This window comes from Fibrobacter sp. UWR3 (assembly GCF_900143055.1).
GTDB lineage: Bacteria > Fibrobacterota > Fibrobacteria > Fibrobacterales > Fibrobacteraceae > Fibrobacter.
The window spans coordinates 1-18,046 of record NZ_FRCW01000010.1; the positions used below are offsets into that span (position 1 = coordinate 1).

Below are 18,046 nucleotides of genomic sequence, written 5' to 3' on the forward strand. Positions count from 1 at the left end.
CAAGTAGATAAAGGCTTGCGGACGATTTCAGGTACCCAAATGTCATATAATCAAAAAGTACCTGTTTTTCAGGTACCTTTTTGTCATATAGACCCAACAGAGATAACGAAGATGCAACTGTTACCAAAGAAAGCGTAATCTATGTCTGTGCGTACAAGGATGAATCATCCATGTATCAGTGGATTAAACAGGAACTTGAGCAAGAGTAATTGATTCGTACTATAACATGAAAACATCCCCGCAAATGCGGGGATGTTTTTATTATAAGAGAAAAACCCGGACAAGCCGGGTGAAAAAATATTATATCGCGAACTTGGTAGCGTCGGCGAGCTGCACGCTGGCGATGCGGGAAATACCCTTGATTTCCTGGGTCACGCCGTAGAGCATGTCGGCTTCGGCCATGGTACGCTTGTTGTGCGTCACCACGATGAACAAGGTCTGCTTGCTGAATTCGCGGAGCAGCGCCATGAAGCGGCCCACGTTAGCGTCATCAAGCGGACCGTCGACTTCGTCCAGCACGCAGTACGGAGACGGTTTTTCCATATAGATAGCAAACAGCAGAGCCGTTGCGGTAAGTGCGTGTTCACCACCGGAAAGCGCCTTGATACCGCGCATCTTCTTGCCGGTCGGGCGAACGTTGATTTCGATGTCCGCATCAAGAATATCGAGCGGCTTGCCGTTCTCGTCGAGCTTTTCCACGAGGCTCATCTTGGTTTCACCATTCAGGAACAGCTTGCTGAACACGAACTGGAAATTCTTCTGGATGCGCTCGAACGTCTCGAGGTAACGCTTGCGGGCAATATCGTCAAGCTTGGTGATGGTGCGGTCAAGCGATGCGCGGGCGCGGTCCAGGTCGTCGAACTGCTTCTCGACTTCTTCCAGGCGCTTTTTCTCGTCCTCGTAATCTTCCATCACGTTCACGTTGATGGGGCCAAGTTCCTTGATTTTCACGCGCAATTCACGGATTTCGCGGTCCGCTTCGGGCTGGGAGTATTCCACACGTTCAATATCGCCGGGTTCTTCCAGGTTCACTTCCCAGTCGGTAAGGATGCGTTCCTTGAGCCTGTCGACATTCGCCTGCAGGGCCTCGCGACGACGCACGATATCGTTCAGGTCGTGCATCTTCTCGATCATGTCGTCACGGAGGCTGTTGACCTCCTTCTGCCATTCATCGATATCGCCCGAAACAAGCTCGTACTTTTCGCGGGCAAGGTCTCGCCTGCTCTCGATTTCACGCAGGGCGGAATCCTTCGCCTGAACCTGGTCGGCAATCCCTTCGGAATCGCTACGGAGCTTGTCCATCGCTTCCGCATTCTTCGCGATTTCGTCCTTGCGGTTGACAATCGTATTCCCGAGGAAGTCCATCTGGTCGGCAATGTCCTTGAGGCGGCTCGTGTTCTGCGCGAGTTTCGCATTCTTGTCGAGGACGCTCCTTTCAAGTTCGCGAACTTCCTCGTCCTTGTCGCGGAACAACTGTTCCTGCTCGCCGAGTTCATCGTTCACGCGGTCGTACTCGCCTTCGGCACGTTCCGCAGCCTGCGCGGCCTCGGCAAGTTCCGCATCGGAATTCTTGCGCTGTGCGGCTTCTTCAATACGGGCACGGGCGCTGTTGCAGTTGGCATCGAGCGTCGCCATGCGGGATTCGCAAGAGGCAACCGTATTCTTCTGGATTGCAATGGCGGCATCGCCCCCGTGGAGCGAGTTCTGCTTCTCGCGGATGTCATCCACCAGCGATTCGAGCATCTGGGTTTCCTCGGCGAGGGTATCCTGTACCCGCTCCTCGTCAGAAAGTTTCTGCGAGAGTTCGCCCTGCACGCCGGCAAGCGCCTGCTGGGCACTTTCAATCTCGTTCTTGCGGCTCAATGTACCCGCGGTCGGCGTTCCCGTAGAAACGAGCCCCGCCGTGCGAACTGTCGCATCCGGGGACACAAAACAGAGGTCATCGTTACCGTAACGTTCGGCAAGTTCCAGCGCCGCATCGAGCGATTCCACCAGGATGTAGCGCGAAAGAATCCCGCGGAGCCATGCCAACGTGGGTTCATCCGCCGTCACGAAATTCGCCATCGGGCCAATCACGCCGTTACCCTCGATGTTGCCCGCAAAGGCAGGGCGCGGCTTAGCCGTGAGCGCCATCAGAGCCTGGCCCACGTTCTCGTTCTTGAGGGAGGCGACAATCTCGCCCAGGCTACCCGCATTGTCGACAATCACGGAATCTAGGATATCGCCCAGCGCGGTTTCTACCAGGTGGGCATATTCAGGTGCGGCGCTAATGCGTTCGGAAAGCAGGCCCTGCGTGAGGTTCGCCTTGTTTTCGGCAAGCCAGCGGCTCGCATCGGAGCCCTCGCTAGCAACGCTCTCGAGCACGTCGATACGGGACTGCAGGCGAGCCTCCTCGTTCCTCAGTTCCGCAATGCGGGCAGTAAGTTCGGACTGTTCCGACCGAAGCGATTCAATGCGTTCCTCGCGAACGGATTTCTGCTCCTCGAAATTTTCAATTTCGGTGCGGGCCGTATCCATGCCCTGCTGGATATCTTCCACGGCTCGCAGGGCATCATCGCGCTGCGTACGGAGTGTTTCCAGTTCGCTATTCCAGCCGTCAAGGTTCGACTGGAGCATATCCGTTTCTGCATCGGCACGTTCAAAGCGGGAACGGAGCGCGTTCAGCGCATTCGCAGCCTGCAGACGCTCGTTCGAGAGTTCCCTCGACCGGGTGCGCAGGTCATCGAGCTTGTCGCGCATTACCTGCAGGGTTTCGCGTTCGCGTTCCAGGATGGCACTCATCTCGTCCATCTCGGAATCGTTACCGAGCGCCTCGTTTTCCTTCTCGAGGCGTTCCTTCTCGGCAGTAAGCTCGCCCACCTTCTGCTCGCTGCGTTCAATCTCGTCCTGGGCCTTCGCGCTTGCGGCCTCGGTCGCAGAAATAGAATCCTTCAGGCGAACGATGTCGTTGTTCAGGTTGTTGAGTTCGATGGTCGCCGCCTGGACTTCGCGTTCCAGTTCACGATAGGCGTTTTCGTCCTCGCTGATATCGAGCTTCTTTTCCTCAATCTTGGTCTGCAGTTCGGTCGCACGCGTCTTTGCGGTCTCGACCTCGTGCTCCATGCGGCGGGACGACGTATCGAGCGTATTGAGCCCTTCCTTGTGGTCCTCGAACTTGTCGATACTCACGGAAAGGTCCAGTTCGCGCAGGCGCTTCGTCAGTTTCTTGTATTCATCGACCTTCTCCGCCTGGGTCTCGTACTGGCGTACGGAACGGCGGGTCGCACGCAGGTTGTCCTCCACGCGGGCCATGTCCATCTGCACGCGTTCCATCTGGCGTACGGCTTCCTTGCGCTGCTGGCGGTACTTGCTCACGCCGGCAGCCTCTTCAAACAATACACGGCGGTCATCCGCCTTGTCGCTCAACACCGCCTTGATCATGTCGGCGTTCATCTGCGAATACGTACTGGAACCCAGGCCCGAGTCAAAGAGCAGGGCATGCACGTCGCGCAACCTGCATTCCTGGTTATTTATCAGATATTCGCCCGAGCCGTCGCGATGGACGCGACGGGTAACAATCACTTCAGAGTATTCAGAGGCAAGCGTGCCATCGCTGTTATCGATAACGATGGAAACCTCGGCAAGGCTCATGGCGGCACGTTCCTCGGTACCGCTGAAAATCACGTCCTGCATCTTGCTCATGCGCAGGAGGGCGGCCTTCTGCTCGCCAAGCACCCAGCGGATAGCGTCGGTAATGTTCGACTTTCCGCACCCGTTCGGGCCCACCACGGCGGTAAGACCCTTCGTGGGGAAATTGATTTCTGTCCTTTGCGCAAAGGACTTGAATCCGAAAATCTTTAACTTTGTAATCTGCACTGAATATTAATGTAGTAAAAAAGTATCTACTTGAACTCGTAACGCAGTCCGTGACCTTCCTTGCTATCGGTGATGACCACGTACTCGCTACCGCCCTCAAATTCCACATCGCGGGCAATCAAGGCTTCGGAACGGAGCACCGGGCAAACGCAAGATGCATACATCCCGTCCGGGACGTTATCGCATGCACAGCCAATCGTCGTCTTTTCGACAATCCTGAACCGGACATTGAACGTTCCGACCCAGTCCTCCTCGTAGACGCGGCTCTTTTCACCCGGGCGTATCGTATCCTGGATCCACGGCACATACTCGGAACCGTCCTCCGAAACGATATCGATACCGACAATCGTCTTGCTCGACTTGTTCTCTACCTGGAGGCGCGTCGAAGAATCGATAGCCCAGTGGCTGAGACAACCCGTAAACACAGCACAGCAGGCAAGCAAGGCACATAGTACAGACAAACTCTTAAAAGCCTTCATTACTTGCCTCCTTCGCTGCCCGATTTCTCGTAGCGGATACCCTTCGCGGTTATCGTCTTCGAAGCGTTCGCCCCCTGGGAATTCTGCGAGTCAAGCGGAATCAGTTCGGATTTCTTTTCCGGCGTATTCTTCCTCTTGATTTCCTGTGTCTGGAGCGGAGTGGACTTGCGACCGTTCTTGGCAAACAAGGCATCGCCAAAGGAGCCCATGTTGAACTGGAATTCCACAAACCAGGTTCCCTTCGCATGGAACAGGTGGTCGTACTCGTAGGCGGAATTGTAGCCCACGCGCACAAGCGGCATCTCGAAAGCCCAGCCGAACATCAGGTCGTCCCAGTTGTCTGCCACGGCACGGCGGCGCAGGCAGGTAAACTCGACAGAAAATAGGCGCGAGGGTTCCGGGTAGAACTTCAGCGCGGCAGAATGGAAGCCGTCATTCGGGAAATCGAACGAGACTTCCGCATAGAGCATCTGGTTGAACAGGTTCTGTTCCCAATTCACGCGGACAAAGTCCTCATCGTCGCCATCCAGTTCACGCTTGTAGATGGTGGCATCGATGTTGGGCATGTACGTCCAGAGCCCGGAGGATGCCCCGCCGAACACTTCGCGGTCCTCGAGATCGAGCGAAAGCCTGAGCATGCGGAAATGCGTACGGTGGAACTGCGTCTGGGCGCTGATGCGGCCAAAGCGCAGGTTCGCCCAGGTGTACAGGAGCGAATCGTTCTCTGCGGGGAACACGTCGCCCACGAATTCAACGTTCTGGTGCTGCATACCGGCAGCAATCGAGTAGTCTACCGTCGTGTTGGTGTAGCCAAGGCCCCACGTAGTCACGGAACGGACAAGCCCGAAATCCGTGTACTTCGGAAAGAACAGGAAGTCCTCGCCGTCCCAGCCGGAGCGTTCGAAGAACAGGAGCGCAGACAGGTAGTTATTCTGCGAAACCTGGTGCGACGCCATCAGGGATAAATGATGGCGTATGGCAAAGCCCTCGTGCTCGCCAAACTTGCTCTTCAGCGGAATCTGGGTCGGGAGCGGAGCGTAGTTCATGCCGATATCGACAAACGACATCTTTCCGTACAGGAGCAGGTCGCCAATGTCGCGCAACTGCTCATCGCGGGTCCAGTAGCCACCCGAAGCAACCGCTTCCACGTCAACGGCATCGGCCAGGGCCGACGTGAGCATAAGCGGAATCGCAACCAGGGCAATCTTTATGGAACGGAATAGGCTCATGGTTTTAAATATATAAAAGACAATTTAAAAAACAACCAGGTCGTTCTTGTGGATAAGTTCATCGGGCACGTTTTCGCCGAGAATCTCGTGAACCTGCGCCGTTTTCTTGCGCAGCACAAGCTTCAGGGTTTCGCTGTCGAAACCCGCCACCCCGCGGGCCACCGGATTCTTCTGCTCGTCGAGCACTTCGATGAGGTCGCCCTTGTCGAAATGCTTGTGCACGGCGATTACCCCAACGGGCAACAGGCTCGAGTGCTTTTTCCGGAGGGCGTTCGCGCCCCCCTCATCCACGACGACGCTCCCGCGCGGCGTGGTAATGAAGCTCAGCCAGCGCTGGCGACTGTTCAACTTCTTCTTGGAGCCCGCAAACAGCGTGCCGTTCGCGTTCTCGAAAATCACCTGGTGCGGCAAGACCTTCATGCCGTTTGCGAGGAAGGCGTTCGCCCCGCTCTTCGTAACGTTCCGGATGGCCTCCAGCTTGCTGCGCATCCCGCCGGTACTTACCGCAGAACCCGCCTCGCCGGGCTTCCCCGCAAGCGCGAGCACCGCGGGCGTAATCTCGGGCACAAAGCGCAACAGGCGAGCATTGGGATTCTTCTTCGGGTTGTCATCGAACAGGCCGTCCTCATCCGTGAAAATCAACAGCAGGTCGGCATCCAGGAAGAGCGCCACGTCGCTCGAAAGCTTATCGTTGTCGCCCACCTTGATTTCTGCAACCGCAAGCGAGTCGTTCTCGTTGATGATGGGGACAATCTTACGCGCGAGCATCGCCTTGATGGTGTTCTGCAGGTTCTTGTAGCGGGCGCGGTCACGGAAGTCGTCTGCCGAAAGGAGAATCTGGCCCACCGAGAGCTGCACCCAGCGGAACATCTCGCGGTAGGTGTACATGAGGTCGATCTGGCCCACGGCAGCGCAGGCCTGCTTCTCGGCAATCACGGTAGGCTTCTGCTTGTAGCCGAGTTCCGCCATGCCCGTACCCACGGCACCGCTTGTCACAATCACGACTTCCTTCCCCGCTTCCATGAGGCGGGCAACGGAGTCGGCGAGTTTCTGGATATAGCGGGTACGCACGCCGCCCTTGTCGGAATCCACCAAAATACGCGAGCCAATCTTCACCACAATGCGGCGCGCTTCGTCTAGGATGTTCTTACGTAATTCACTCATATTTTTTTTCATCAGCATGTGTCATTCTGAGCGAAGAACCGAAGGTTCGTAGTCGAAGAATCTACAAGCAAGGAGATCCTTCGACTTCGGGCTACGCCCTCCGCTCAGGATGACATTTTAATTCATTTCAAAACCACAACGTTCACCTTTACTATCTCTACCTGCAAACAAGCAACCTGATTGCATCCAGGCGGAGCTGCGGGTTCGCGACAATCTTCTTGCGCTCGGCAACGTTCTTGCGGAGCTGTGCCAGTTCCGCATTGTTACCCGCCTTCCCACGCATGGTGAGCAGGTGGTTCATGCGCTGGTATTCCTGCTCGGAACGCGCCTCCACCGCAGCGGCGGCCTTGTCGGCGTATTCCTTCGCGACACCCGACACATTGCGCTTCGCAATGGCAAGTCCTTCCTTCGCGAAATAGCGCAAGGTGGCGTCGACAGCCTTGTTGCCCTGCGGCACGTTCACGTCGCGGAGTTCCGCCTTCTCGACAGCCTTCAGGTGTTCGGAGAGGTCGTGTCCCGAGGCATCCACGAGCGTGCACACGTAGCGCGGGCCAACGATATCGGACACGCCCCATTCCTCGGGCACGGGCAGTTCCACCACGAAGTTGTACTGCATAACAAGCCCGCGGAGTCCGGAACCGTTCCAGATACTGCAGGCGACGGTCCCGTGGTTCACGCCCGTCTCGAAATCTATGGTTCCCTGTGCCAGCGGGTGCTCGAGGCTCAAGAAGTCCACCTCGTCATGGAGCATCGCCACCCCACGTTCGAACGTCGCCGTGAGGCAAATATTGTCTGTTCCCTGCTCGTCTTCCTCGCTCTGGGCGGCAATCATCCCGCGGGTCGGCATTCCGGCAACGGAACCTTCCTCGATCTGCGGGCCCTGCGTAATCACGCAGCAACCCTCGATGGCACTGTTGTCCACGTCGAGCCCGCGGGCGTGCAGCGATTCGAGAAGCAAATCCTTCAGTTCATGCTGGGCATCGATACGCAGGATTTCGTCGGTAATCTCCTTCGCCTTCTCGGGGTTGCGGGAGTTGTATTCGAGCAGGCGGTCGCGCCCCTTCTCGATATTCTTGCGCATCGCCTCGCAGTCCTTTTTCACCTGCGGGATAACGTTCTTCACAAAATCGTCCAGGCAGCCGCGCGGGTTCGCAAGCGCCTCGATTAGGCTATCCGTATACTTGAGAAAGAGTTCACCACCGCTCATGAGGGGCGCGCCAAAAGCGTTCAGGCCATCGTTGTACCAGCGGAACATCACTTCCTGGCCCGAGCCCTTCACGTAGGGAACATGCACGATGATATCCTGCGTCTGGCCAATGCGGTCCAGTCGCCCGATGCGCTGTTCCACGAGGGCCGCATCGAGCGGCAGGTCGAACAGGATAAGGTGGTGCGAGAACTGGAAGTTACGGCCCTCGGACCCGATTTCGGATGCGATAAGCAGGTTCGCGCCGTTCTCCTTGCTGAAGTTCGCGGCGGCCTTGTCGCGCGCCATGATGGTCATGTCCTCGTGGAACATCGAGAACGCCCCCTCGCCCAGGTAATCCGTGAGGATTGTCTCGAGTGCGAGCACGACCTCGATGGATTCGCAAATGAGGAGAATCTTGTCGTTCTTGTGTTTCTTGAGGAACTCCTTGAGCCAAACAATACGCTCGTCGAGTTCCCAGCCGTCGGAATAGCGGGTGCAAAGCAGGCCATTTTCCTGAATGTCGGTCGAGGCGTCCAAATCCTTCTCGGCGGCAAGTTCCACCATCTCGCGGTAACGCGGGTTCGGTTCCAGGCAAATCTCGTCGAGCTTGCGCTTGGGGAACCCGCCCACGCCCTTGCGGGTATTGCGGAACACCACGGAGCCCGTACCCATCGCATCCACGATGCGGCGCATCCATTCGCCTGCGGTCATGGCCTTCGAGTTTTCCTGCTCGAGCCACGGGCGAATCTTCGAATTCTTGGGAACGCATTCGTACAGGTCGTCCCAGCTCATGTGGTGGTTCGGGTCGGTCGGCAGTTTCGCAAGGTCGTTCACCAGCTTGCGGTATTCCTCCTGGTCCTTGATGAACGCGCCGTAGTCGGCAAAGCGGGCCGGGTCAAGCATCTTGAGGCGGTTGAACTGGCTTTCGGGGTGCAGCTGCAAGGGAGTACCCGTCAACAGGAGAACGCCCTTCGAGCGGGCAAGTACCGCATTTGCGAGCATGTACTCGTGGCTCGTGAAGCCGTCCTCGCACACCAGGTGGTGAGCCTCGTCGATAATCGTCATGTCCCACTGCGTCTTGAGCAGGTCCTCGATAAGCGCAGGCTGGCTCATCAGGAAGTCAATCGCCACGATGATGTTGTTGCTCTGCAGGAAGGGGTTCGGCTTCGGTGCGCCCTTCTCGACGCCAATAAACAATCCGCGGATATAGCCCTCGTCCACCAGCGTAAAGAGCTGGTTGAACCTGCGCTTCATCTCGATCATCCACTGGTGCTTGAGCGTCTCGGGAACAATGATGAGCGTACGGTTCACGCGGCCACGCGCATTCAGGGCATGCCAAATCATGCCCGCCTCGATAGTCTTTCCGAGGCCCACCTCGTCACTCAGCATGAGGCGCGGGAGCGTAGAGGAGCTGCAGGCGCGGTAGCAAAGGTAGTACTGGTGCGGAATCATGTCGAGCCGCGGGCCAATCATGCCGCGAACCGGCGAAGATTTCCACATGCACGAAAGTTCCATCGCACGGCGGCGACGTTCAAAGGCCTTCGAGGAAACATCTTCCGAAAGAATGTCGGACTTGGACCCCGCACCGATTCTCGTGAGCGAACGGAAAAGGTCGCTCGGGCGCGCCATCTGCTTCGCCGTAAGGTCGGCTTCCTTGATTTCGCGACCACCACGGCCTACGTAAACGACAAGGTCGCCATCCTCGCGGACGCTCTCGACAGAGAACGAAAGCCCCTTCTCGTTTTTCGCCGTTTCACCCGGCTGCAAAATGAAGCGCTCCACGGGAGCATTGTCAACACGATAAAGACGAACCTGACCCACTAACGGGAACATAAACTTGACGGTACGGCCTTGAACCTCGGAGACGACCCCAAGACCCAATTCCGGTTCCGACTGGCTAACGTAACGTTGCCCCGGCTTAAACATTTTCATGCCTCCAAATTTAGTAAATAATGCGTTTTCTGACTAAAATTTTCTATCTTTTACCGCGTATGAAGTGGTATTTTATTGACGAAAGCATTACCGATGGCGAACGCCGGCAAGGCCCTTATTCTATCGATGAAATCCACGAATTTGTAAACCAGGGAAAAATAAGCGACAACACGCTCGTGTGGCACAGCGGCGAGAGCGACTGGAAAACATGGAAAGAGGCCGCGCAGGCACTTAAAGAAGACCTGCCGCCCGTCCCGCCCACAGACGAGGAAATGCTCAAGGACACTATCGAGGCTCTCGAGCAGATTGTCAAGGAAAGCAAGTTCAGGTCGCGCAAGTTCGCCGGGTTCTTCGTGCGGGCATTCGCATGCGTTGTCGACAACCTCATTCTCGGCTTCTTCGGCGGCATTACGCTGCTCGTACTTTCGGGCGCGGGGGTTCTCGACTTTGAGACCGTCCAGCAAGCGACAAGCGCCTACATAAACGACCCGATATCTGCCGAAAGCACGAACAAACTATTGAGCACGCCGGGCATAAGCACGTTTATTACCATCTGGAGCGTGGCGCAGGCCATATACTTCATCGCGTTCCAGGCCATATTCTCGGCCACCCCCGGGAAGATGCTCGCCCGTATCCACATCGAAACCACAGACGGCGAACGCCTCACCTGGATTACCTCGGCTGCCCGCTACCTGGGCAGCATCCTCACGCAATTTACACTCGCCATATACGGCCTCGGCTACCTGATTGTATGCATTGACCCGAAGCGCAGGGCGCTCCACGACTGGATAGCAAGGACATACGTCGTTCACAACACGCCCAAGGGCAAGGACGACAACGCCAAGGAAAGCGAAGGCGACAAGGAGATTCAGTAATGTACCGTTTTGAAGTCCACCAGGTAAAGAAACCCCTCGAAGGCGAAGTCCAGATTTCGGGAGCGAAGAACGCAGTGCTCGCCGTGATGGCGGCGGCCCTCCTTGCCGAGGGTGTTTCCGAAATCACGAACGTGCCCCACCTGAAGGACATGAAGACGATGAGCGACGTGCTGCGCATTATCGGCTGCCGCATCAGCGGCGAAGCGCACCAGCTCAAGATAGACACCCGCGGAGCCGACCACCTGGAGGCTCCCTACGAGCTGGTGAAGACCATGCGCGCAAGCTTCTACGTGCTGGGCCCGCTGGTAGCACGTTTCGGGCGTTGCCGCGTGTCGCTCCCCGGCGGATGCGCCTGGGGACCGCGCCCGGTCGACCTTCACCTGAAGGGGCTCGAGGCGCTCGGTGCAAAGATTACCCTTACCCGCGGCTACGTGGAGGCCACCTGCGAAGGCAGGCTCCCGGGCGGCACGTTCAACTTCCCGATATCCAGCGTGGGGGCAACGGTGAACGTGCTCATGGCGGCAACGCTTGCGAAGGGCACGAGCGTGCTGCAGAATGCGGCACTCGAACCCGAAATCGACAACCTCGTGGATTACCTCGTCTCGATGGGTGCAAAAATCCAGGGACGCGGAACCCGCACGCTTACCGTGCAGGGCGTAGAAAGCCTCCGCCCCGGCAAGGGCTACACCATTCCTGACCGTATCGAGGCGGGCACGTACCTCTGCGGCGCGGCAATTACCCGCGGCTGCGTGAAGGTCACGAAGATTATTCCCGAACACATCGCCTCTACCCTCGACGCCTTCCGCGAAATGGGCTGCAAGGTAGATGTCGGGAACGACTGGGCGCAGGTCGATGCCCGCGGGCTCGAACTCAAGCCCATCAGCATTTCGACCCTCCCCTTCCCCGGATTCCCGACCGACATGCAGGCCCCCCTCATGGCGACGCTTGTCTCGGTGCCGGGCAACAGCCTCATCCAGGACACCGTCTATAACGACCGCTTCAAGCATGTCGCCGAATTGCAGCGCATGGGGGCGAACATCCAGGTGAACGGCAATACCGCGACAATCAAGGGCGGCACGAAGCTCGAAGGCACCGAAATCATGGGCAGCGACCTGCGTGCAACCGCCGCTCTCGTGCTTGCGGCCCTCGTGGCCGAGGGCGAAAGCACCGTGAGCCGCGTGTACCACCTGGACCGCGGTTACGAGGACTTCGAAAACAAGATGGCCAAGATCGGCGGTGTCGTCATTCGCCACAGCGATGACGAAGACGACGACGCATTCTAATTTTTTTTCGGCAATATGAAAAAAGCCCGCGCAGAGCGCGGGCTTCAACAACTACCAAAGAGTGTGCTTTTAACTAGTCCTTCTTGACAGAAGGAATCTTCTTCTTTTTCGCGGGTTTCTTCTCGGCGGGAGCAGCTTCCTTTGCGGGCTTTTCCGCCTTCTCGGCAGCCGGAGTTTCGGCCTTCTCCGCAGGCTTCGCTTCTGCAGCTGGGGCCTGTGCGGCGGGTGCTACGGGCGCTTCAGCAGCGGGTGCGACCGGCGCGGTTTCAGTTGCCGGCGCTGCTGTCGAATCCGAAACCGGTTGCGGTTCCACGGTGTTCCCTTCCAGCAGTTCCTGCAGGATTTCTGCCGCCTGTTCAAATTCGCCAGACGTTGCGCAAGTCTTGCTCGAGAGAATCTTCTGCAGGTACTGCTTCTGCATATCGACATTCCCTTCGGTAGCATATATCGCCGAGAGCTTGAACATCGTCGTGCAAAGTTTCTGCCCTTCGGGGAAGCTCTGCGCAAGCGCCTCGAACACCTTCTTGGCCTTTTCCACCTGGTTCACGTCCATAAGGCAAAGCCCCATCCAGTAGAGGGAATTCTCGCCGAGTTCCCCATCCTTCATTTGTTCGTAAACCTGCTTGAAGCCGGTGTAGGCAAGCTTGTATTCGCCGCGGTGGTAGTCCGAACGGGCCGTATTGAACATTGCCTCCGCTTCCACGAGGCGTTCGGCCTCGCGTTCCACGCTGTCCATCGAGATCTGCTGCTGCGGGGCACCGCTCACCACGACCTTCTTCGCCAAGATTTTGTCACTCTTGCCGAGCAGCATATCAAGGCGGTAGATGATTTCTTCCTGGCGCGAATCGTTCCTTTCGGATTCATCGCTAACCCGGCGCGAAAGCATGGTCAGTTCAGCCATCATGCGCTTCTGCAGCAAGGCAGAGGCTTCCTGCTGGGCAAGGAGTTCCGCCTTCAGGGAGTCAACGCGCTTGCGGAGGTTCTTGTTATCGGCCCTAAGCTTATGCATGGCGGAATCGAGATTGCTGAGGACAGCAACCTGCACGTCTGTACCGACATTGCGCATTTCCTCGGTACGGAGCACCGTCATCTGGGAGCACCCGACTAGGGCGAATGCAATCGAGACAATACCTAAAGCAATTTTTTTCATTTTCTACGCTAGTTATTAGTTTAATTCAATTCGAGTCTAGATCCTTCGCCACGATGCCTCGCGGCATCTTGCTCAGGATGACGCATAAAAATTACTGCTGGATGTTCACGCGGAAGTTGGCACGGCGGTTCTGGGAGTAAGCCTCTTCGGTTTCACCCTGAGCCTTCGGGGCTTCCTTACCGTAACTCACGGATTCCATACGCTTGCCGTCAATACCGTAGGCGTTCAGGAATTCCTTCACCTTCATGGCGCGCTTTGCACCGAGGGTAAAGTTGTAGTCTTCGGTACCGCGGGCGTCGGTGTGGCCCTCGATGGTAAGCGTGAAGCGGGTTTCCTTCAGGAGGAGTTCACCCACCTGTGCGAGCAGTTCCTTCGCCTTTTCGGTCAGTTCCGAACGGTCGAAATCGAAGTACACGTCTTCGCTCATAATCTGGTTGATGAGCGATTCGAGGCGGGCGCGTTCCGCTTCAAGGCGTTCGGCCTCGAGGCGCGCGCGTTCGGCGGCGAGGGAATCCTCGTTCACCGCGGGTGCGGGCGCAGCAGCGGGCTGAGCAGCCGGAGCGGGTGCAGGTGCGGCAGCCGGGGCCGGGGCCGGCGCGGGCTGCGTCTGCGGGGGTTCGTTCTTCGCGCAGCCTACAATGGCGAGGCATGCGGCAAAAGTAAAAATGGAAAGTTTAGCGATGTTCTTCATTTAGCACCTTCTTTGGTTTTTTGTTGTTCAATATCTTCGTAGAACCAGGACCACGTAGGCGATGTGTTCTCGCCGCCCTGGGTAATGCGGGTCACGTTCGCGCCGTCAAACCGCATGATGTAAATCTGGTAAGTCCCGCTACGGTTGCTCGAAAAAGCAATCAACTTGCCATCGGGCGACCAGGTCGGATGTTCGTTGTTGCCCGCGTTGTTCGTGAGCTGCACGATGTCGCTGCCGTCGAGCGCGCAGGTATAGATGTTCATCTTGCCGTTGTCCATCGAGGTATAGACAATGCGATCGCCGTTCGGGGACCAGCTCGCACGCTCGTTGTAACGACCCATGAATGTCACGCGGCGCAGGTCAGAGCCGTCCTTCCCCATCACAAAAATCTGCGGGCCACCGCCACGGTCACTCGTGAACAGCACCTCGGTCGCATACGGGCTCCATGCCGGGCTCGTCTGGTTGCTCTTCAGGTAGGCGAACTTGCGCGCCTTGCCCGTCTCCATGTTGCCGAGGAACAGGTCTGTCTTCCCGTCGACCGTCGAAGAGAAAAGGAGTTCGCCCGTACGCGGGTTTACCGCGGGGCTGTACGTCTGGTCGAACTGCGGGAAAATCACGCGTTCCGGCCCGCCGAAGTTCTTGGCATAAAGGTGCGGGCGGTTCGTCTTGAAGTTCACGTACACAAGCCCCGCATTCCCGCGCGTCCACACGGGCATCATGCTTATCGTAGAATCGCGGGTCACCTGGCTACGGTGAAAACCGTCGTAGTCAGATACCACCACCTGCTTCACGCCCTCGATTTTCGAGACATACGCAAGCTTGGTGCTCGCCACGCCGCGCTCGCCGGTAATGCGTTTCGTCACCTTGTCAAAGAACGCGTGTATCGCGCGGCGCAAGTCCTTCTGCTTCAGGGTGTACGATTCACCGAGCAGCAGGTCCTTCGACTTCGAAACATACAGGAAGCATTCCACCTTCAGGGCGCCGTCCTTTTGGGGCGATACCTTCCCCGTCACGTAGTATTCCGCATGGCTACGGCTGAAAAGCGCAAGGTTGAACTTGTCGGAGGCAACCACGTCGAACCGGCCCGAAAGGTTCGCGTCGCGGGTAACAATCTGGTGCGGGCGTTCCTCCATCCATTCGATACCAGGCTTCTCCTCGAACGGGACGACGCCAAGCGGAATGGTCTTGAACACGGAAATACCCACGTCGACAGCAATCGTATCGATAGAGGCAAACGCATTCGGTACGGCAAGCATCAACAGGGCAAGAAACGCGATAATCTTCTTCATAAACATTCAACCTAGTTCGGAGTAAAGTTAAAATGCAGCACGAGGCTCGGGGCGCGGTAGTTCGGCGGCAGTTCGGGCACCTTCGAAATCTGCACCGCGCGCACGGAAAGGTGGTCCCACGCCTTGTTGCCCGACGACTTCTTGAGAATCACTGCGGTAATACCGCCGAAGCGGTCCACCTGGAACTGCACGGTTGTCTTCGCATCGCGGCCCACCTTCAAGTCCTTGGGCGGCTTAAAGTTGCTCATGATAATCTTCTTAAGCTGTTCGAGATAGACCTGCATCAGCGGATCCATGTCCACGGAACCCACCGGATTCAGACTCGGGGCCTCCACTGCAACGGGCAGGTCGAGATCGTCGACCGGGAAATCCTCCTGCGGTTCCGGTTCGGGCTCCGGTTCTGGTTCCGGCGGAACCTCTTCGTGCACCTCCTCGGGCTTCTGCTCCGGCTCGGGCTTAATCTCCGGCGGCAATTCCTTGTTCACCTTGGGCTTGGGCGGCTCCTTGGGCTTAGGCGGCTCGGGGGGCCTCGGCTGTACCGGCTTCGGGGGCGGAGGTGGCTGGGCCACCTGCACCATCTCGAACACGGGAATTTTCTCGGGTTCAGGCTTCAGGTTCACGTAATGCAGCCCGATAAAGAACGCCACGACGGCAAAATGGAAGACAACCGCCACGACGATTATCTTCACGAGCGTGGAATCCACGTCCGAGCTGAAGTACTTTATCCTTTCTTCTTCCTTGCTCATTTACCCGGTTTTTCTTTAGGATTCATCGTAAGGAACCCGAGTTTTGTCACGCCCAATTTTTGCACCTGCGTAACGACCTTCATCACGAGCCCGTAATGGACGTTCTCGTCGGAATTGATGACGACCGCCATCTCGCCGTTCCAGAGGGACTTGAACACGTTGTTGAAACTGCTGAAATCCACCTGCATGTCGGCGATGTAGATTTCCTCGTCCTTGGTAATGGACACCTTCAAAAGCTTTTCCTGCTCCATCGTCGGGGCTTCGGCCTTCGGGAGGTCGACCTTCACGCCCTGGCTCATGAGCGGCGCAGAAATGATGAACACGATAAGAATCGAGAACACGATGTCGATCATGTTCGTGAGGTTCATCTCCTGCTTGAGTTCTTTTCCGCGGCTACGCTTCACCTAGGCCTCCTAGCCGGCAACTTCTTCGAGGGCAAGCAGGTCGCCGCGCTTGAAGAGGCTCAATACCTGCGAACCGAAGTTGAAGTAAGAGATTTCGTTCTGGCCGTTGCAGCTGGTAAAGTAGTTGTAGCCCGCAGAGGCGGGGATAGCGACCACGAGGCCGCCCACCGTGGTAATCAAGGCCATGGCGATACCCGGAGCGACAACGGAGAGGTCGGCGGAACCGTGCTGGCCAATCTGGAAGAACGCAATCATGATACCCCACACCGTACCCAAAAGGCCGAAGAACGGGGCCAGGTTCGAACTTGTGGCAAGGAAGCTCAGGTAGCGGTCTTCGGTAAGGCGCAGGCCCTCGATGGAGCGCTGGATGGTGTCTTCCAGGAGCGATGCGCGGTGCTGGATGGAGTCGTAACTCACGAAGTTACTGAACTTGGAGGCTTCCTTCAGCACTTCGGCCGTAAGGCGGCGGAGCGCACTGTCCTCGGCTGTCTCGCAGAGGCCCTGCAGTTGCACGAACTGCGTGACCGTGCTGAACTTGCGGAAAAACTCGGCGTTCGCGTGCTTGCTCCTGCGGTAGGTGAAGAACTTCACAATGATGATTCCCCAGGAACCGAGCGACATGACGGCCAAGATACCGAGCACGACAAGCGTCGCGATATCGGACTGCAGCACCATTTGCACAAGAGGGATGGAATTGTTCAAAAGAACCTCCTCAGAAAAAATTCCGGGCGAAAACATACGCCCCGTGCACAATGTAGCAAAAATATATGATTCAGACCAAGCAAAAGAAACTTTATTCGGGAAAAAAAGCGAACTTCAGAATCATACAGACCTAACACACAAAAAAGCAGCTTTTAGTCTGTAAAAAATGAAAATAGGCCCTACACAAGGCCTTCAAGTTCCTTGACGTGAAAGCTCCTGCGATGCACCGGAGTAAACCCGAATTTACGAATGGCGGAGAGATGCACCGGCGAGGGGTAGCCCGCGTTCTTCTCGAATCCGTAAGCCGGATACTTTTCTGCTAGTTTGTCCATATAGCGGTCTCGGAAGACCTTCGCAAGGATGGAGGCCGCAGAGATGCTCGCGATGCGCCCGTCGCCCTTCACGACAGGCATCTGCATCTCGGCAGGAACACCGCGAATCTTGAGGTTGCCATCGACCGCGATGAAAACCTGCGGCACCCGCTTGTCACCCTGGAGGGAGTCCGCAGGACGACCGATAGGGTCCTCCTCCGCAAAACTCCCCTTCACCTCCACGGGAATCTCGGGTGCGGGAGCGTCGAGCCCCTGCATTCCCAAAGCCTGCAGCGCTCGCCGCATCGCCAAGAAGTCCGCCTCGAGAATGTTTATCTCGTCGATTTCCTTCTCGCTCGCACTCGCAATCGCATAGCAGGCACACGCGTCCTTCACCGCATCGAACATGGCCTCGCGCTTCTTGCGGGAAAGCTTCTTCGAGTCGTTCAGTTCGGGCATGATGTCGGGTGCCTTCAGCACGGCGGCGCAAGCCACCACGGGGCCGGCAAGCGGGCCGCGGCCGACCTCGTCGATGCCGACCAAGATTACGTTCTTCTTCGCGCCTACATCCGCAAGCGAAAACAGGTCGAGAGTATCCACACCACCGACAGATGCAGGGTCGGCGACAAACTTCCGCAAAAGGGTCTCCCCTTCTACCGGAGTTTCGACATTTTCCAGGAATGCGGGCAGTTTAAATTTCATAGATTAGTTGTTAGTTATTAGTCATTAGTTGTTAGTTATTGGTTGTTA

Annotated in this window: 14 protein-coding genes; 2 read left to right on the top strand and 12 right to left on the bottom strand. The window is 57.0% G+C overall.

The genetic code is table 11. The annotated features are described in order from the left end of the window. Positions 1 to 300: 300 nt before the first annotated feature. The 5 genes from smc to rapA form a co-directional block, all read right to left on the bottom strand. Positions 301 to 3,855, bottom strand: coding sequence for a chromosome segregation protein SMC (gene smc / locus BUA44_RS12230; protein WP_072812483.1), 3,555 nt, complete (start codon positions 3,853 to 3,855; stop codon positions 301 to 303). A gap of 26 nt (positions 3,856 to 3,881) precedes the next feature. Continuing rightward, complete coding sequence (locus tag BUA44_RS12235) at positions 3,882 to 4,334, bottom strand: hypothetical protein (RefSeq protein ID WP_072812485.1); 453 nt, start codon at positions 4,332 to 4,334, stop codon at positions 3,882 to 3,884. Then, on the bottom strand, positions 4,334 to 5,563 hold the full coding sequence (locus BUA44_RS12240; protein WP_072812487.1) for a hypothetical protein: 1,230 nt from the start codon (positions 5,561 to 5,563) through the stop codon (positions 4,334 to 4,336). Before BUA44_RS12240 ends, BUA44_RS12235 begins: the two co-directional genes overlap by 1 nt. 24 nt (positions 5,564 to 5,587) lie before the next feature. Next, entirely contained in the window at positions 5,588 to 6,727 is a 1,140-nt protein-coding gene (proB, locus tag BUA44_RS12245; protein WP_072812712.1) for a glutamate 5-kinase, read from the bottom strand. A gap of 157 nt (positions 6,728 to 6,884) precedes the next feature. Continuing rightward, entirely contained in the window at positions 6,885 to 9,845 is a 2,961-nt protein-coding gene (gene rapA, locus BUA44_RS12250) for an RNA polymerase-associated protein RapA (protein WP_072812489.1), read from the bottom strand. Positions 9,846 to 9,904: 59 nt separating this feature from the next. Between rapA and BUA44_RS12255 the strand changes: the two genes are divergently transcribed. After that, a complete protein-coding gene (locus BUA44_RS12255; RefSeq protein ID WP_072812491.1) occupies positions 9,905 to 10,720 on the top strand; it encodes an RDD family protein in 816 nt (271 codons plus the stop codon). Continuing rightward, positions 10,720 to 12,003, top strand: a complete 1,284-nt coding sequence (gene murA / locus BUA44_RS12260; protein WP_072812493.1) for a UDP-N-acetylglucosamine 1-carboxyvinyltransferase — start codon at positions 10,720 to 10,722, stop codon at positions 12,001 to 12,003. Before BUA44_RS12255 ends, murA begins: the two co-directional genes overlap by 1 nt. A 73-nt stretch (positions 12,004 to 12,076) precedes the next feature. Here murA and BUA44_RS12265 read toward each other — a convergent pair whose 3' ends face one another. From BUA44_RS12265 to BUA44_RS12295, 7 genes are all read right to left on the bottom strand, one after another. After that, positions 12,077 to 13,153, bottom strand: coding sequence for a tetratricopeptide repeat protein (locus BUA44_RS12265; protein WP_072812495.1), 1,077 nt, complete (start codon positions 13,151 to 13,153; stop codon positions 12,077 to 12,079). Between the two features lie 91 nt (positions 13,154 to 13,244). After that, positions 13,245 to 13,844, bottom strand: a complete 600-nt coding sequence (locus BUA44_RS12270; RefSeq protein WP_072812497.1) for an OmpA family protein — start codon at positions 13,842 to 13,844, stop codon at positions 13,245 to 13,247. Then, positions 13,841 to 15,133: a PD40 domain-containing protein gene (locus tag BUA44_RS12275; RefSeq protein ID WP_072812716.1), complete on the bottom strand. Its 1,293-nt coding sequence runs from the start codon at positions 15,131 to 15,133 to the stop codon at positions 13,841 to 13,843. Before BUA44_RS12275 ends, BUA44_RS12270 begins: the two co-directional genes overlap by 4 nt. Positions 15,134 to 15,144: 11 nt before the next feature. Beyond that, complete coding sequence (locus tag BUA44_RS12280; protein ID WP_072812499.1) at positions 15,145 to 15,879, bottom strand: energy transducer TonB; 735 nt, start codon at positions 15,877 to 15,879, stop codon at positions 15,145 to 15,147. Further along, the gene (locus tag BUA44_RS12285) at positions 15,876 to 16,283 is read right to left on the bottom strand and encodes an ExbD/TolR family protein (RefSeq protein WP_072812502.1); all 408 of its coding nucleotides are present in this window, start codon (positions 16,281 to 16,283) and stop codon (positions 15,876 to 15,878) included. Before BUA44_RS12285 ends, BUA44_RS12280 begins: the two co-directional genes overlap by 4 nt. A 9-nt stretch (positions 16,284 to 16,292) precedes the next feature. Then, positions 16,293 to 16,985: a MotA/TolQ/ExbB proton channel family protein gene (locus BUA44_RS12290; RefSeq protein ID WP_072812504.1), complete on the bottom strand. Its 693-nt coding sequence runs from the start codon at positions 16,983 to 16,985 to the stop codon at positions 16,293 to 16,295. A 179-nt stretch (positions 16,986 to 17,164) separates the two neighbouring features. Then, on the bottom strand, positions 17,165 to 17,998 hold the full coding sequence (locus BUA44_RS12295; RefSeq protein WP_072812506.1) for a ribonuclease HII: 834 nt from the start codon (positions 17,996 to 17,998) through the stop codon (positions 17,165 to 17,167). Between the last annotated feature and the right edge of the window lie 48 nt (positions 17,999 to 18,046).

What these genes read in the sequence shown, in the direction of transcription:
- BUA44_RS12255 (WP_072812491.1), top strand. Translation starts at nt 9,905, where the DNA reads ATGAAGTGGTATTTTATTGACGAAAGCATTACCGATGGCGAACGCCGG.
- BUA44_RS12295 (WP_072812506.1), bottom strand. Translation starts at nt 17,998, where the DNA reads ATGAAATTTAAACTGCCCGCATTCCTGGAAAATGTCGAAACTCCGGTA.
- BUA44_RS12275 (WP_072812716.1), bottom strand. Translation starts at nt 15,133, where the DNA reads ATGAAGAAGATTATCGCGTTTCTTGCCCTGTTGATGCTTGCCGTACCG.
- BUA44_RS12270 (WP_072812497.1), bottom strand. Translation starts at nt 13,844, where the DNA reads ATGAAGAACATCGCTAAACTTTCCATTTTTACTTTTGCCGCATGCCTC.
- BUA44_RS12265 (WP_072812495.1), bottom strand. Translation starts at nt 13,153, where the DNA reads ATGAAAAAAATTGCTTTAGGTATTGTCTCGATTGCATTCGCCCTAGTC.
- murA (WP_072812493.1), top strand. Translation starts at nt 10,720, where the DNA reads ATGTACCGTTTTGAAGTCCACCAGGTAAAGAAACCCCTCGAAGGCGAA.
- BUA44_RS12240 (WP_072812487.1), bottom strand. Translation starts at nt 5,563, where the DNA reads ATGAGCCTATTCCGTTCCATAAAGATTGCCCTGGTTGCGATTCCGCTT.
- rapA (WP_072812489.1), bottom strand. Translation starts at nt 9,845, where the DNA reads ATGAAAATGTTTAAGCCGGGGCAACGTTACGTTAGCCAGTCGGAACCG.
- proB (WP_072812712.1), bottom strand. Translation starts at nt 6,727, where the DNA reads ATGAGTGAATTACGTAAGAACATCCTAGACGAAGCGCGCCGCATTGTG.
- BUA44_RS12280 (WP_072812499.1), bottom strand. Translation starts at nt 15,879, where the DNA reads ATGAGCAAGGAAGAAGAAAGGATAAAGTACTTCAGCTCGGACGTGGAT.
- BUA44_RS12235 (WP_072812485.1), bottom strand. Translation starts at nt 4,334, where the DNA reads ATGAAGGCTTTTAAGAGTTTGTCTGTACTATGTGCCTTGCTTGCCTGC.